This is a genomic window from Sorangium sp. So ce836, from assembly GCF_028553905.1.
GTDB lineage: Bacteria > Myxococcota_A > Polyangia > Polyangiales > Polyangiaceae > Sorangium > Sorangium cellulosum_D.
This window is the reverse complement of record NZ_CP102233.1, coordinates 10,894,126-10,909,663: the sequence shown is the minus strand read 5'-3', so window position 1 is coordinate 10,909,663 and position 15,538 is coordinate 10,894,126. Positions and strand designations below refer to the sequence as shown.

Annotated in this window: 13 protein-coding genes; 5 read left to right on the top strand and 8 right to left on the bottom strand. The window is 73.3% G+C overall.

The features are described from left to right. Positions 1-4 precede the first annotated feature (4 nt). The gene (locus NQZ70_RS39715) at positions 5-1,585 is read right to left on the bottom strand and encodes an ATP-binding protein (RefSeq protein WP_129578875.1); all 1,581 of its coding nucleotides are present in this window, start codon (positions 1,583-1,585) and stop codon (positions 5-7) included. 540 nt (positions 1,586-2,125) lie between these two features. Between NQZ70_RS39715 and NQZ70_RS39710 the strand changes: the two genes are divergently transcribed. The 4 genes from NQZ70_RS39710 to NQZ70_RS39695 all read left to right on the top strand — a co-directional run bounded on the left by NQZ70_RS39710 (position 2,126) and on the right by NQZ70_RS39695 (position 7,118). Then, positions 2,126-3,970: a hypothetical protein gene (locus tag NQZ70_RS39710; RefSeq protein ID WP_129578874.1), complete on the top strand. Its 1,845-nt coding sequence runs from the start codon at positions 2,126-2,128 to the stop codon at positions 3,968-3,970. Positions 3,971-4,006: 36 nt separating this feature from the next. Continuing rightward, entirely contained in the window at positions 4,007-4,846 is an 840-nt protein-coding gene (locus NQZ70_RS39705; protein WP_237244462.1) for an HmuY family protein, read from the top strand. After that, on the top strand, positions 4,843-6,534 hold the full coding sequence (locus tag NQZ70_RS39700) for an MXAN_6640 family putative metalloprotease (protein ID WP_237244461.1): 1,692 nt from the start codon (positions 4,843-4,845) through the stop codon (positions 6,532-6,534). Before NQZ70_RS39705 ends, NQZ70_RS39700 begins: the two co-directional genes overlap by 4 nt. Positions 6,535-6,695: 161 nt before the next feature. Then, positions 6,696-7,118: an STAS/SEC14 domain-containing protein gene (locus NQZ70_RS39695; protein ID WP_129578872.1), complete on the top strand. Its 423-nt coding sequence runs from the start codon at positions 6,696-6,698 to the stop codon at positions 7,116-7,118. Positions 7,119-7,120: 2 nt separating this feature from the next. Here NQZ70_RS39695 and NQZ70_RS39690 read toward each other — a convergent pair whose 3' ends face one another. Then, positions 7,121-8,695, bottom strand: a complete 1,575-nt coding sequence (locus NQZ70_RS39690; RefSeq protein WP_129578871.1) for a S8 family serine peptidase — start codon at positions 8,693-8,695, stop codon at positions 7,121-7,123. 541 nt (positions 8,696-9,236) lie between these two features. On the opposite strand from NQZ70_RS39690, the gene NQZ70_RS39685 reads away from it, so the two are divergent. Beyond that, positions 9,237-10,256, top strand: coding sequence for a beta-propeller fold lactonase family protein (locus NQZ70_RS39685; protein ID WP_129581845.1), 1,020 nt, complete (start codon positions 9,237-9,239; stop codon positions 10,254-10,256). Between the two features lie 39 nt (positions 10,257-10,295). Here NQZ70_RS39685 and NQZ70_RS39680 read toward each other — a convergent pair whose 3' ends face one another. The 6 genes from NQZ70_RS39680 to NQZ70_RS39655 form a co-directional block, all read right to left on the bottom strand. Beyond that, a complete protein-coding gene (locus tag NQZ70_RS39680) occupies positions 10,296-10,850 on the bottom strand; it encodes a hypothetical protein (RefSeq protein WP_129578870.1) in 555 nt (184 codons plus the stop codon). Positions 10,851-11,403: 553 nt separating this feature from the next. Then, positions 11,404-11,883: a hemerythrin domain-containing protein gene (locus NQZ70_RS39675; RefSeq protein ID WP_129578869.1), complete on the bottom strand. Its 480-nt coding sequence runs from the start codon at positions 11,881-11,883 to the stop codon at positions 11,404-11,406. A 188-nt stretch (positions 11,884-12,071) separates the two neighbouring features. Continuing rightward, positions 12,072-12,767 (bottom strand): pirin family protein, encoded by a 696-nt coding sequence (locus tag NQZ70_RS39670; RefSeq protein WP_129578868.1) that lies wholly within the window; start codon positions 12,765-12,767, stop codon positions 12,072-12,074. A gap of 124 nt (positions 12,768-12,891) precedes the next feature. Then, entirely contained in the window at positions 12,892-13,851 is a 960-nt protein-coding gene (locus NQZ70_RS39665; RefSeq protein ID WP_129578867.1) for a GNAT family N-acetyltransferase, read from the bottom strand. Between the two features lie 270 nt (positions 13,852-14,121). Continuing rightward, on the bottom strand, positions 14,122-15,297 hold the full coding sequence (locus NQZ70_RS39660; RefSeq protein ID WP_129578866.1) for a hypothetical protein: 1,176 nt from the start codon (positions 15,295-15,297) through the stop codon (positions 14,122-14,124). Then, positions 15,294-15,524: an acyl carrier protein gene (locus NQZ70_RS39655; RefSeq protein WP_129578865.1), complete on the bottom strand. Its 231-nt coding sequence runs from the start codon at positions 15,522-15,524 to the stop codon at positions 15,294-15,296. The genes NQZ70_RS39660 and NQZ70_RS39655 overlap by 4 nt, the downstream gene beginning before the upstream one ends. Between the last annotated feature and the right edge of the window lie 14 nt (positions 15,525-15,538).

Below are 15,538 nucleotides of genomic sequence, written 5' to 3'. Positions count from 1 at the left end.
CCGTTCAGGCCCGGAGCAGCGCGACCCGCCGGCCCGAGGGCGTCCGGGCCTCGTCGAGCCGCGTGCGCGCCTCGACGTCGCCGGCCGCGGCGCGGCGGTCGAACAGCACGAGCACGCCCTCGTCGAGGCCGAGCTGGGCGAGGTAGCCGTCGAGCTGCTCGAGCCCCTTCGGCGTGGGATCCTTCTCTCCCTCGCGCCAGACCTTGAGCTCCAGGGCCGCGCGCTGCACGGCGCGCGACCCGTCCTCGCCGCGGTAGGGCCACCGGACCAGGAGGTCGATCCTCCCCCGGCCGAGGCCGTACTCCCGCTCGATCAGCCCCCCGCCGTTGACCACCCGCTGGAGGAAGGCCATCAGCACGAGCTGCGGCGCGACCTCGTGGTAACCGAGGTTGCCGGCCAGCGCCTCGCCGTGCTCCCTCCAGAAGGCGGCGAACTCCCGGAGCAGGCGCGCGACGTCGAGCCGGCCGTCGGGGAGCACGAAGCTCCTCGGCTCGGTCAGGATGACCGGCTCCACGTCGCCGGCGAGCACGCGGGCGATGACCTCGCGGTAGATGGGGTTCGCGATGCGCGCGGGGTTGGTCGGCGCGACGAGCCCGAGATCGCGGACGTACTGGAGGTCGTCCTGGTAGGCGTCGCCGACGATCGCGAGCGTGCCCGAGAGGATCGGCTCGAGCACGCGCCGGACGCGCGGCTCGTGCAGGCGGGCGACCAGCGAGTCGAGGTGGGTGGCGCGCGCCAGGATGAGCCGCTCCTTCGCCTCCTCGACGTGCGCTCGGGTGATCGGCTCGCTCGCCGGCACCGCGAGCTCCTCCACGATCTCGCGGGCGAGCGCGTTGACCAGCCAGGGCTGCCCGGCCGTGAGCGCGATGGCCCGCTCGAGCGCCTCCTCGGTGAAGACCTGGCCGGTGTCGGCCGTGTGCTGGGCGTAGAGCTCGCGCACCTCGCCGGGGTCGAGATCGCCGAGCTTGAGGGACTTCAGCTTGACGTTGAACGGGCTGGCCGTGCCGAGGCGGCTCGGGTCGCCGCCGCTCGCCGCCTTGTACTCGCGCACGTCGCGCAGGCCGCAGAGCGTCACCGCGGCGGGAAAATCGCCGGGGCGATCGGGGAAGCCGGCGCGCAGCTGGCGCAGCACGCTGAGGAGGCTCTGGCCGCGCAGGGCGTCGATCTCGTCGAAGAACAGCGCTAGCGGGCGCGGGCAGGCGCGGGCCCAGGCGCGCAGCGCGATCTCGACGCGGTTGCCCTCCGGGGCGGCGGGGAAATCCGGCGGGTGCAGCGCCGGCGGCAGGGTGAGCTCGGCGCGCGTCCGGATCGAGCTGAGCAGGATGCGCTCGGCGGCGCCGTAGTCGTCGCCTGCCGCCTCGCCCGCTTCGCAGGAGAAGTGCAGCGCCGCCCAGCGGCCTGACGCGGTGAGCTGCTCGGCGAGCGCGCGGAGCGCCGTGGTCTTCCCCGTCTGTCGCGGCGCGTGAACCACGAAGTAGGCGCGCTGCTCCACGAGACCGGGCGCCTCGGGCAGGCGCCGCTCGGCCGGGATCATGTAGTGCCAGTCGGGACGGCAAGGGCCGGCCGTGTTGAAGCGGCGTGCCATGCGCGCAGCTTGCGTCCCGGAGCCGGGCGGCGGCAAGGGCCGCGCGCGTCCTCCGCCGCCGTCGTCGCCGGGCGGCGTGCGCTGCGCTCGCGCAGCGGCATCTCCCCATCTCGGGGAGACCCTGACCGCGCGCCGGTTCTGGATCGAGCCCTCCGGCCCTCCGAGGGCTTCTCCTTCGGTTTCAGATCGACGCACCCCCCCCTCGGAGGGGTCGCCGGCACGTCGCGACCTCCCCGTGCGGGCTTTCGAGGCCCTCGGGTCGGTTCTGGATCGACCCCACCCCCCCTCGGAGGGGTCGCCGGCACGTCGCGACCTCCCCGTGCGGGCTTTCGAGGCCCTCGGGTCGGTTCCGGATCGACTCCACGCCCCCTCGGAGGGGTCGCCGGCACGTCGCGACCTCCCCGTGCGGGCCTCCGAGGCCCCCCGGTCGGTTCCGGATCGACCGAGCGCCCCTCGCCAGGGGTCGCCGGCACATCGCGACCTCGCGCGCGGGCCTCCGAGGCCCTCCGGTCGGTTCCGAGATGGTAGCTTCCCGCCACTTTGGGTACCCCGTCCCCCCCGGCGGAGCCTCCGGCGGCCCCCGCCCCGGCGGTCCGCGCGCCGTCCGGCCCGCTCCGCCGCGCCGCGGGCGCCGCGCGCCGCGCGCTGTCCGGCCCGCTCCGCCGCGCCGCGGGCGCCGCGCGCCGCGCGCTGTCCGGCCCGCTCCGCCGCGCCGCGGGCGCCGCGCGCCGCGCGCCCCTCGACGCGGCGCTCGCGCTCGTCGTCGTCGCCGCGTCCGTCTACGTGATCGCCCTCCCGCTCGCGGTCGTCCGCTATCCGCCGATGACCGATCTCCCGTTCCACGCGGCCCAGACCGCGGCGCTCCGGCACTACCTCGACCCGGCGTGGCACTTCCGCGAGCAGTTCACGCTCCAGCCGCTCGCGGTCCCGTACATGTCCATGTACGCGCTCGGCGCCCTGCTCATGCTCGTCCTCCCGCCCGTGGCCGCGGTGAAGGTCGCGGCGGCGGTGATGCTCGCGCTCCTGCCCGCGGGCCTCGCCGTCCTCTTCCACGGCCTGAAGCGGAGCCCCCTGCTCGGCGTCCTCGGCCTCGTCCTCGTCTGGTGCAACCTCACGCACTGGGGCTTCCTCAACCACATGGGCGCGCTCGGCCTCTTCGCGATGGTCGTCGGCTTGACGCTCATGCTCGTCGATCGCCCCTCGCGCGGGCGCCAGATCGCGCTCGCGCTCGCGCTCGTCGCGCTGTTCTTCACCCACGTCTTCCGCTTCCCGTTCGCGATCGCCGCCGTGGTCGGCGCGGCGATCGTCGTGTTCCCGGCGACGCGGCGGCTCCGCCCCATCGCCCTGCCGCTCGCGCCCTCGCTGGTCCTCTTCGCGGCGTGGCTCGCGGTCCGGACCGACACCCTCCACGCCGCGCCCTTCGCCCCCGCGCTCCACGGGGAGCGGCTCGGCGAGATCCCGTCGCTCCTGTTCACGAGCTTCACCGATCCCGCCGAGGCGGCGGCGGCCCGCCGGGCGGCGCGCCTCGTGCTCGCCGCGCTGCTCGTGTGCGTCGGAGGCGCGGCCGTGCAGCTCGCCGCCTCCACGTCCGCGCCGGCGCCCGCGCCCGCCACCCCCGACGCGGCGCCCGCCGCCTCCACGTCCGCGCCGGCGCCCCCTCTCGCCGCCCCCGACGCGGCGCCCCCGCCCGCCACGGACGCGCGGCAGCGGTCGTTCGCGCGCCTCGCGGCCCTCGTCCCGATCGCCTGCGCGGCCGTGTTCCTGGGCCTGTTCCTGAGCCTGCCGCTCCAGATCGGCCTCTGGTGGTACGTCTACCCGCGCGAGATCGTCGCGGCCCTGTTCCTCGCCCTCGGCGCCTTCCCGGACCTGCCTCGATCGCCCTGGCTCAAGGCGCCGGCCGTGCTCGCGATCGCGGCCGCGGCGATCTCCCTCGGCGACGTGGCGCGCGACAACTACCGCCGCTTCGACCACAGCACGCGCGACTTCGACGCCATCATCGCTCGCATCCCGCGCGCGCCCAGGCTGCTCTACCTCGTCTTCGATCACGGCGGCTCGACCCGGGCGACGACCCCGTTCATCCATCTCCCCGCCTGGGTCCAGGCCACGCGGGGCGGCTGGCTCAGCTTCCATTTCGCCGTCTGGGACGCCTCGCCGATCGCCTACCGGCCTCGCGACGAGCCGGGCGCCGTCGTCCCGCCGGAGACGCCGCTCCGGTGGGAGTGGACGCCGGAGAAATTCGACGTGCGCCGCCACGGCGCCTTCTTCGACTGGTTCCTCGTCCGCCGGCGGGCGGGCGCCGCTCACCTCTTCGCCAAGGACCCGAGCATCGTCCCCGTCGATCACGTCGGCGACTGGTGGCTCTACCGGCGCGCCGGCGCGCCGTAACGCTCCGGCCTGGGCTTCTCTGTTACCATGCCGCCCATGCGCTCCTCCGCGGCTTCCGCCCTCCTCGCGGGCTTCGCCCTGCTCGCCCTCTGCGCCTGCGGTTCCGACGAGCCGGCCAATCCTGGCGCGGGCGGCGCCGGCGGCGGCGCGGGCGACGGGGGCGGCGGCTCCACCGCGGGGCCCGTGTGCAGCGAGCCGACCCCGGTGCCCTGCGAGGACGAGGTCTTCCAGCAGATGAACCTCCAGTCCGACGTGGCGCCCGGGGAGCTCAGCAACGAGCAGGACGGCGGCGGGTTCCGCTCCCTCATCGACGCCACCGCGGGCGGCGCCTTCGCCTCCGAGCCCCACGCCTACGTCTATGCCCGGTTCACCGACGGCGGCCTCGAGAAGGTCGAGATCTCCGACGAGGCGTCGCTCGGATCGATGGACTGGGACATCGCCTTCCGGCGCTACGTCGTGCGCATCAACAGCGGCCACTCCGGGCCGTCCTGCGTGACGGCGGCGCGGCTGCCGGGGACGCCCGACTACGACGCGCTCGCCGAGGCCCCCGGCGAGCTGAGGCTCCGCAGCGACGAGTACTTCACGAGCGACATGAGCGACATGAGCGACATGAGCGACACCTGCGACCTCATCCCCGACGGCTCCGGGCTGGAGTCGCCGGCGACCGCGCTCTCCGGCTACTGGAAGTACCCCGGCTGCGTGCAGATGAGCGGCGCCGTCTACGTCCTCCAGCTCGCGGACGGCCGGAGGCTCAAGCTGACCGTCACGCACTTCTACGACGAGGAGAACCAGGCGAAGTGCCAGGAGACCGGCGAGGTCCCGATGGGTGACACCGGCGCGGCCAACCTCCAGATCCGGTGGGCCTTCCTCCCGTGAGCCGGCCCTCCGGCGCCGGGCGCCCCGCCCCCGCGCGGCGCCGCCGCGCCGCATGCGCCGCGGCCTCGTGGCGCCGCCGCGCCGCCTGCGCCGCAACCTCGCTCGCCCCGGCGCTCGCCGCCTCGCTCGCCCCGGCGCTCGCGGCCTGCAGCGCCGGCGACGCGCCCCCAGGCCCGCTCGACGGGCCCGCCGCGGCGCCGCTCGATCGGCCGGACACGCGCGGCACCGATCTCCAGTTCCGGTTCGATCCGGACGACGCGGTCGAGACCTTCGCGTCGGCCTCGGGCAGCTTCCTGGTCCACTTCGCGCGCGAGGGGCGCAGCGCGGTGCCCGCCGAGGACGCCGACGCGACGGGCGTCCCCGACTTCGTCGAGGAGGTCGCCGCCATCTACGACGAGGTGATCGTCCACTACCGCGACGTCCTCGGCTTCCGGCCGCCGAGGAGCGACGAGGACCTCCCCGACAACGGCGGCGACGGCCGCTTCGACGTCTACCTCGTCGACTTCGCCGGCGTCGGCGACGGCGTGTTCCGCGTCGACGCCTGCGCGCCGGACGACGAGGGCCGCTGCGCCGGCTTCATGACCCAGGAGAACGACTACAGCGGCTACGACTATCCGTCGACGCGGATCGCGAACCGGATCCTCGCGAGCCACGAGCTCTTCCACGCCGTGCAGGCGGCCTACGATCACGGCCAGGACACGCCGATGCTCGAGGGCAGCGCGGTCTGGGCGACCGAGTCGTTCGACCCCTCGCTCCAGGACTTCGAGGGCTTCGTCGGCGGCTACCTCTCGAACTCGGATCGATCGCTCGACGTGCCCATGATCGGCCCGGTCGACCCCTTCAGCTACGGGAGCGCGCTCTTCTTCCAGTTCCTCGAGGAGCGCTACGGCGACGGCACGGTCCGCGAGCTCTGGGAGCGCGTCGAGGACGGCGCGTTCGACGAGGCCGATCCCGTGTGGTTCGAGCAGCTCGACCCCTTGCTCGCGTCGCGGGCGCAGGCGACGTTCGCCGACGCGTTCGTGGAGTTCGCCTCCTGGAACCTGCTCACCGGCCTCCACGCCGATCCCGAGCGCTCCTACGCCGCCGGGGCCGGCTACCGCGGCCTCGTCCCGGAATCCGTCGCGGCGCCGCACGCCGGCCGGCTCCGCGTCTTCCACGCGTCGGCGCAGTACTTCAGCGTCCCGCCCGACGGGCGCGCGGCCATGACCGCCGCGCTCGCGGGCGACCCCGCGCAGCGGGACGGCCTCGCCCTGCTGCTCGCGGCGCGGCGCGGCCGCGCGTACGGCGAGATCGCGCGCGCCGACGACGTCGCCTCCGGCGCGGCGCTCGTCGACACGGCCGGCGCCGACGGCCTCGCCGTGATCGTGGTCAACGGCCTCCAGGACGGCGACTCGCGCAAGCCGACGCTGTGCATCGGCACGGCGGACGAGGTCGCGGCGTGCCGGGCCGCCGCGGAGGGCGGCGGCGCGGGCGGCAGCGGCGCGGGCGGCGGCGGCGGCGGCGCGGGCGACGCCGGAGGAGAGGCGCCGCCGGAGGGCGAGGGAGGCGGCGACGACAGCGGGTGCGGCTGCCGCGTCGTGGCGCCCGCCGCGGCCGCGAGCTCCGCCGCAGCCGGGAGCTGCGCGCTCGGCGCGTCGCTGCTCGCGCTCGCCTTGCGCCGGCGCAGGTCCACGCGCATCCACCGCTGATCTCGGACGATCGCGCACCCGCTGCGGCGCGGCGCGATCGCGCGGCGGCGCGCGGCCGCGCCGCGCCGCCCGTCACCGCCGAGGCTGCCGCCGCGTGAGCGCCGCGCCCGCTGCGCCGGAATGCGCTCCCGCGCTCGACGCGAGACGCTACGATGCTCTGCATGAGCGACCCCGGTCCCGAGGCCGCGCGCCTCACCCTTCGCGAGGATCCGGACGGCTTGCTGTGCACCGTCGTCGAGGGCGACCTGTCGGACGACATGGCGCGCGAGATCGCCGCCGCCTGCAAGAGCTTGTCGGACAGCGGCCGCGAGGTCCTCGTGCTCTCCGATACGCGTCGCATCGGCACCATCTCGCCGTCGGCGCGCAAGGTGATGGCGAGCGAGATGCGCGCCGTGCGCTTCGACGCCATCGCGCTCTTCGGCGCGAGCTTCGCCGTGCGCGTCGTCTCCACGCTCGCGGCGAAGAGCGTGCAGATCCTCACGCAGCAGTCGTATCCGGTGCAGTTCTTCGAGACCGAGGCCGAGGCGCGCGCGTGGCTCCTCGCGCAGCGGGACGCGCGCCGCGCGAGGCGGCCGGGCGCGTGACGTCACGCGCCGCGGCGCGCGCCGGCCGCCCACCGCCGGCGCGCCGCCGCGGCCAGGCCGAGGAGCGCCGCGACCGCGAGGCCGCGCCGCTCGCCCGAGGGAGCGCCGGCCGCCGCGCACGCGCAGCCTGCCTGCTCGTCCTCGCCCCCTTCTTGCGGGGGCGGCGGCGGCGGCTCGTCCCCGAGCACCTCCCTGAGCGCCGCGACCGGGTCGATGATCCCGTACCCGAAGATGGGGTCGTGCCCGCGCTCGTCGGGGAGGGCGAACGGCGCCGGCCGCGCGGTGCGGATCAGGACGTCGTAGAGCTCGCCCGCGGTCCGCTCGGGCGCGGCGCTCACGAGCAGCGCGGCGACGCCGGCGGCGACCGGGCACGCCGAGGAGGTCCCGCCGAACAGCGACGTGTAGTCGTCCGGGCTGTCGCCCTCGCGTCCGGCGATATCGGTGCTCAGCGTCCCCGTCGGCGCGACGAGATCGAGGGAGCTCCCGCGGTTCGTGAACGGCGTCTCCTCTTCCAGGTGGTTGACCGCGCCCACGTTGAGGACGCCGCGCGCGGCCTGGATCTCGTCGTCGTCGATCTCCCGGTCGTCGTTGCCGGCGGCGAAGAGGACGAGCGCCCCCTTCCCGTCGCGCCCGGCGTCGAACAGGCGGCCGATCGCGTCCTCGACCACCCTGGGGACCGGCATCGGCTCGGCGTATCCCCAGCTGTTGGACACGACGGCGGCGTTCACCTCCAGGGCGAACTCGAAGGCGTCGACCGAGGCGGAGATCGGCTGCGGCTCCTCGTCGAGCAGCCGCACGCACCGCAGCCTGCACTCGGGGCAGCCGCCCGCGATGCCCACGCCGTTGTCGGTGTCGGCGGCGATGAGGCCCGCGCAGGCGGTCCCGTGGTTCACGCCCTCTGCGCCTGACCGGTAGGTGGGGTCGTCGTCGCCGTCGATGACGTCCAGGCCCGGATCCATCTTCGCGGCGAGGTCGGGGTGATCGAGGTCGCAGCCGGTGTCGATGACGACGATGGAGGTGGCCGCGTCGCCTCGCGTGCGCCCCCAGGCCTCTTCCATCCTGAGGTCGTCGAAGTACCACTGCCCGGGCAGGCGCGGGTCGTCCGGCGTGAACGGCGCGCCGCGCGCCTTGAGGCGCACGTGGAGGTCCGGGATCGCCTCGCGCAGGAAGGCCGGCCGCGCCGCGCCCTGCAGCCGCTCGGCGACGTCGAGGCCGTCGCCGCCGCCGGAGTCCCTGACGAGCCATAGCCCGATCGAGGGCATGAGCGGCCTCACCACCTCGAGGCCCGCGCCGGCGAGCTCGCCCTCGGCGCCCGGCTCGACCTTCACGATCGCGGTCGCGCCCACGCTCGCGTGGATCGTCCGGCCGTCGGGGTAGCGGAGCCGCAGCGGCGAGAGCGCGCCGCGCGAAGCGGCCAGCGCGGCCGGCCCGAGCCGCTCGACGGCGACGCGGCGCCCGCCGTCCAGGAACGACGGCGCGCTCGCGGCCGGGCGCGGGCCGCTGGCGAGGGCGTCGCCGGCTCCGGCGGCCAGGAGGAGCGCCGCCGAGGAAAGCAGGATCGAGGGCTTGCGTCTCATCGCCCTCCTGGATCTACCGGACCGCGCGGCCTCCCACCAGGGCCGCCCTGGAGCGGCGCTCGGACGAGAAAGAACCAGACGGCGAGCCGGTGCTCGGCGGAGCGAGAGGAGGAGAGAGGCCGCCGAGGCGCCGAGAGCGCCAGGAGGAGAGTTGTTTCCGGCGAGCGCTCCGCAACGATTCAGACCGACGGAGTCCTGATATGCCCGAGCAGCAGATTTGCGATGCTCGTGCGGGCTGTCGCGCGGGCCGTCTGGCCTCATCATCCATCGTGCTCGAGGAGAGCCGCGAGAGGATCGATCGGCGTAGATATCCGCGCAGAGCTCGAACGGGCTGCTCACGTCGGTGATGAACGCGCTCGGCTACGCCGCGACCGGCATCGGCATCGAGCCGAGCTGCGGACCGCTGCCGGGCTTCCTCCTGAGGCCGCTCGGGGCGAGGCGACGCGTCGCTGGCGTCGCCTTTGCAGGGGGCCTCGGATCGGATAGAAGGCGTTCCTCTCCACCCTGCCTGCTGACGCTGGCCGAAAGCCCCTTCACCGCGATGACCCAGGCCGCCACCTACGTCTACGTCTCCAACGCCGAGAGCCGCGCGATCTCGGTGCTGCGCCTCGGCACCGCCGACGGGTCGCTCTCGCCCGTGCAGACCGTCGGCGTCGACGGCCAGGCCGGGCCGCTGGCGATCTCGCCGGACCGGCGCTTCCTCTACGTCGCGTTGCGCTCGGAGCCCTATGCCGTGCAGAGCTTCGCGCTCGACGCGGCGAGCGGGCATCTGAAGCCGGTGTCGGCGGCGCCGCTGCCGGACAGCATGGCGCACATCGTCACCGATCGCAGCGGGCGAACCCTCTTCGGCGCCTCCTACCACGGCCACAAGATCACCATCAGCCCGCTCGACAGCGACGGCGCGGTGCGCGCGCCTGCTGCGGTGCTGCCCGCCGGCCGCCACCCGCATGCCACGCTGGTGGATCCGTCGAACCGCTATGTCTTCGTCAGCGCCCTCGGCTCGGATGCGGTGCTGCAGTGGCGCTTCGACGCGGCCACCGGCCAGCTCACGCCGAACGATCCGGCGGCGCTGCCGGTGCATCCCCTGGCCGGCCCGCGCCACCTGGTGTTCTCTCCCGACGGGCGCTTCGTCTACCTGCTCAACGAGCTGGACGCGACCGTCGAGCTCCTGGCCTTCGACGCCGAGCGCGGCACGCTGTCGGCGGTTCAGCGCCTCTCCACGCTGCCCGAGGGCTTCTCGGGCAAGCCCTGGGCGGCCGACCTGCACCTCACGCCCGACGGCCGCTTTCTCTACACCTCGGAGCGCACGTCGAGCACGCTCGCCGGCTTCAGCGTCGATGCGCAGACCGGCCGCCTGACCTTTGTCTCGCGCTCGCCCACGGAGCAGCAGCCGCGCGCCTTCCAGATCGATCCCAGCGGCCGCTGGCTCGTCGCCGCCGGGCAACTCTCGCACGCCGTGCGCGTGCACGCCATCGACCGCGCGAGCGGTCGGCTCACCGCCTCGACGCCGTACCCGGTGGGCCAGAATCCCCTCTGGGTCGAGATCCTGAGCTTCCCCTGAGGGGGCCCGCGGCGCCGGCGCTCGTCGCGCGGCCCGGAGCTATCCCTTCTCTCCGCCTCGGATCACCATCGACGTGAGCAGGTCCATCAGCCTCGACAGGTCCTCCCGCGCCGCCCCGTCGGGGAGCGTCGCGAGCCGCGTCGCGACGCGCTCCAGGAACTGCTGCCTCGCCCGCTCGAAGCCCGGCGCCAGCTGGTCGTGCAGCGCGCACGTCACCAGCTCCTGATCGAGCTGCCGCCAGAAGAACTTGCCGTCGACGGTCGCGACGTAGAGCCGACCGGTGAAGCCGACCACCGTCCGCGCGCCCGCCTCGAGGAGCTTGTCGAACAGCGGGCCGCTCGCCGTCTCGCCGCAGCAGAAATACAGCACGCGGCCGCGCGCCCAGAGCTCGATCTCCTGCGCGGGGCTCTCGTGCGACAGCAGGATGCCGTCCGGCGACTCGTCGTCCACAACGCAGCTCGTCCTGCCGTGGGACGACACCACGATCCCGCGGAACGGGTTGCCCCCGCTCTCGGCCCGCGCGATCTGGCGGATGATCCTCCGCCGCTCCACGCTGGCGCGCCCGAACGGTACGACGGAGAACTGCTCTCCCATACGCCCATAGAGCTGCGTGCGTCCCGTCGCGAACCAGGCGCTATCCGGGTCGAGGGATGTGTCAATCGAGAGTACAGGTCGAGCCGTCATCCTACCTCCGTCGAAGATTCCCCGTGCGCGCCGCCCAGCGCTCACCCGCACCGGCGATGGCGAGCGCCGCCGCTCGCGCCCGCTGCGCCGGCCGGCTGGCGCCGGGCATCAAGCCCGCTCCACCGGCTTCTTCGCAGCATCCATCGTATCCGCTGGCATTTCGAACCCTGCCACAAAAGTCGCGACAGTGTACAATATCAACCGTAGGGGAATTCCTTCTAGAAAAATCGTGATCGTTCCGATGAATTTTCTCGCTCACGTATGCTGTTGGTGGGCCCTTGCGCGCGCTGCGGCTCATGTTTTTTAACGCGGTCGTTGGCACGCGTGCGTTGCGCGAGGGTATCGCGTCGAACAATCGCCGCGAGGCGGGGGGGCTCACACGAGCGCGCTGCCCCGCCGCGCGCTCGCGCAGCGGCGCCCATCGAGCGTCGCGGCGCGAGCGCGCGGCGGGGCAGCGCGCGGGTCAGGGGAGGGGCGCGGCGGCGTCGGTCTGGGCGAGGACGAGCTTGCGGGGTTCACCCCGCCGGAGCTCGGTCATCCTCGCTTGCATCGCTTGCCCGAGCTCCTCGCGCGCGCCGTCGTCGAGGAGCTTCTTCACCTTGGGAAACAGGTGCTCTTCTTCTTCCTTGTGGTGGTGCTCGAGCTGCTCGGCGAGCACGTGCAGCTTGGGGCCGAACGTCTCGTCCTTGGTGTCGAGCGCCAGGAGATCGGCCAGCACGCGCTTGAGCGACAGGTGCTCCTCCAGCGACTCGAGGAGGATATCCTCGGTGCGGCGGGCCCGAACGGCGGGGTAGAAGTCCTGCTCCTCGATCGTGATGTGCGTGGCGAGGAGGTCGGCGGCCGTGAAAAACTGCTCAGGGGCGACGGAAGAGGCCTCTTTCAGGCCGGAGAACTGCTGCTCGAGCTCGCGGTGATGGCGCTCGAGGAGATCGATGGCATCCATGGAGACTCTATGTAGCGGTGCCGCTCCGCGAGCAAGCCGGGCGGCGCTCGTCCCGGCGCCGCGCGCGGCGGAGCGGGCGTAAGGTCGCCGCATGGACTCCCCGATGAGCCGAGGCGCGGGCCGGGCCGCCCTCGGCAACGTGGGTGTCTGAGCCAGGGAGCTCCTGATGCAAATTGCCGATCTCCCCTTCACGCGAGATCGAACAACAGCACCTCGCCCGCGTCCTTCCCGACCAGGTGGAGCGCGCCTCCCGCGCCGATCGCCGCCGCGTCGCCGGCCTCGAGCCGCGTCCCGTTCAGCTCGACGCTCCCGCGCGCCACGTGGACCCAGGCGCTCCGCCCGGCCGCGAGCTCGTGTCGCGCCTCCTCCCCCGGCCCGAACAGGCCCGCGAACAGGCTCACGTCCTGGTGGACCGTCACCGAGCCGTCGCGCCCGTCCTGCGAGGCGACCAGCCGCAGCTTGCCCTGGCGCTCCTCCTTCGAGAACGCCTTCTGCTCGTAGCTCGGCGGATACCCGCGTCGATCCGGCAGGATCCAGATCTGCAGCAGGTGGGTCTCGCCCGTCTTCGAGGGGTTCATCTCGCTGTGGAACACGCCCGTGCCCGCCGACATGCGCTGGACCTCGCCGGGGCGGATGATCGAGCCGTTCCCCATGCTGTCCCGGTGCGCGACCTCCCCCTCGAGGACATAGGTGATGATCTCCATGTTCTGGTGCGGATGCGTCCCGAACCCCCGCGCCGGCGCGACGCGATCGTCGTTGATCACGCGGAGCGTCCGGAAGCCCATGTGCGCCGGGTCCTGGTAGTCGGCGAACGAGAACGTGTGGAACGACTTCAGCCATCCGTGGTCGGCATAGCCGCGCTCGCCGGAGCGGCGGAGCTGCATCGAAGAAGTGGTGTTTGCCATGCACTTTATGATGCGTCGGCCGATCCATCTTGTGAATCGGCATTCACCTCATGGTTTCCATCTGGATCGTAGATGGATCCCGCCCCCCCCACGGGGCGCTTCATCAGACGACCTCGAGGTTTGTCGCCTCGGCGTCGAGCCACGGCCCGTCGCCCGGGAGGAGCACGAAGGCGTCGAAGGCCGCGTCGGTCGGGCGCGCGCCGGCCGGCCTGAGCTGGTCCTGGGGGACGAGCGCCAGGTTGGGCGCGCTCACCACCGGCGCGGTGGCCTGCCCGGCGAAGGCCTCGGAGGCGGCGCGCAGGACGGCCGCGAGCCGGTCGGCGGTCGGCTCGGGCAGGAAGAGCGCGTCGACCGTCGCCACGCGGTCGATCCCCCGGGCGGTCGCGATCTCGGACAGGAACACGGCGGCGGCGCCGACGGGCCGGCCCGCCTCCTCGACGAGCAGCAGCCGGCGCGGCCGCGGATCGCGCAGGCTGTGCTCGAGCTGCGCCGCGTCGGGCGCCGACCACAGCACGCGATCGTCGCCGCACGCCGCGATGGCCGCGAGCACGTCGGCCGCGGCCTCGGTCGGCCTGGCGACGGCCTGCGTCGGCGCGGCGCTCGCCCGGGGGACGAAGCCGTGGTTCCGGCACGTGGCCAGCTGTTTGCGCCTGAGGCCGGCCGCTTCGACGGCCCTGAGGAGCACGCGCTGCGCGGGCGCGGAGCGCGCCTCCACGAACACCACGATCGGCAGGCCGGACGCGCGGAGGCCGGCCAGGAGCTCGCCGTACAGCCGGCTCGCGAGCCCCCGCCCCTGGAACTTGGGGCGCACGCTCACGAACGAGAGGATGTACCCCGCGGACGCGGCGCCGCGGAAGCGGAAGCGGCGCGGCGCGACGCCGATGAAGCCGGCCGGCTCGCCGCCCTCGCGCGCGAGCACGGCGCGCGGCGCCGGGCCGGGGAAGCCGAGCTGCCACCGCAGGTAGTCGGCCGTGTAGTGGAGTGCCGGCGGCGTCCACGCCTCGCGCAGGACCAGGCTGGCCTCCTCCGCTGCGGCGATCGGGTCGACGTGTTCGAGTTGCATGGCCGCGAGCCTCGCAGAATCGTCCGGGAAACGGAACAATCGGAGCCGAGCGCCGCGCGAGAACGCCGATCACGTTGGAATTCGGCGAAAATCGATTCATGGGAAGATGACCGCAAGGGGCGCAAGGGACGCAAGGGGAAGAGAAGAATACAATTTCATCTCTGTCCCGTTGCGCCTCTTGCGCCCTTGCGGTCTCTCCCCTTGTGTTCTTTTGTGCCTTTGCGTTGAAGTCTCTCTCCGGATCCCTGACCGGATTCCCGGTGGGCGGAGTTAGATACCCGCCATTTCGGGGGAGCGGCGCACGACCTCGGGCCAGCCCGAAGGGTCGTTGCCGTGCTGGGCGAGGAAGGCGTAAACCCACCGCTCGAGGCCGAACGCGATGCACACGCTGTGCATCGGCCCCGCGCCCTCGACATTGCAGCTGAACGCGCGGCCGAAGAAGTCGGTATGGTAGTTCAGCGACCCGGCCGCCACCCGCTCGCCCTCCGGGAGCATCAACGAGATCTCGTACTTCGTCTCGCTGCTGATCTGGAAGTACGTCTTGGCCGCCGCGTCCGGCGCGATGAAGAACGGATCGCTCGCCGTCCGGATCTCGCCCGCGAGCCGGTGCTCGTCGAGGTAGCGCGCCACGAGCTCGTTCCCCTGCTCCCGCAGCCCGAGGACGTGCTCCCGCGTCCCGAGGAAGACGATCTCCCGCATCGTGAACTCCCAGAGCCGGCGGAGGTCGACCATCTTGCTCGACTCGTAGCGGAAGCAGCGGCCCGCGAGGGCGTAACGCGCGCCGCCCGCCGGCAGCACGCGGTCCCGGTTCGCCGCGTACACGTGGTAACAGACCGCCGGCGAGAGGCAGACCTCCGGGGGCGCCATGTCGCCGAGCGCCCGGTCGTCGAGCGTCTCCAGGTCCTGGTGCCGCGCCCGGAAATCCTCGATGCGCGGCATGTCCTCCGGCAGGTGGCACGCGAACGTGACGATGTGGGGAAACGAGCGGAAATAATCGCACTTCGACAGCGTCGCGGCCGGGATCAACGTCGGTACCAGGATCGGGCTCGGCGAGAACGGCGCGCCGAGCGCCTCCAGCGAGCGATCGAAGTAGCGGTAGAGCCGCAGCGGGATGCCCTCCAGGGCGACCTGGCCCTGGCCCATCTGCGTGATCCCGGCGGGGAGCGCGCCGCCGCGGAACTCGACCCGGTCGCACGCCGGGCTGCGGTACACGAGCTTCCGCGCGAGCGAGCGCAGGCTGCGCTGCATGGTGCGCGCGAGCCCCTCGGCCGCGCGCGCGAGATCGGCCGCGCGCTCCTCGGGGGCCTCGAACGCCAGCGCTGCGCCCTCGCGGACGAAGCGGATGTCCGAGATCTCCTTCGAGAGGAAGGCGATCTGCTTCGGGATCTCCTCCTGCGCCATCTCGGTCGCGGGCGTCGCGAGCTCGACGGTGACGGTCTTCCTCACGAGGCGCGCTCCTCGATGAGGGCGCTCAGCGCGCGCGGCGTGCGCGCGAGGCTGAACCTGTCGTCGGGGAGCGTCACGTTGAACTTGTCCTCCAGCTCGGTGAGCAGCTGGAGCGCGCGAATCGAGGAGAACCCCGCATCGTAGATGTCGTCATCGGGATTTATCGCGGCCGGCAGGCTGCCGACCGTGACGATGACCTCGATCACCTTCTCGACCTCAATCGCCATGAGCAAGCTCCAGG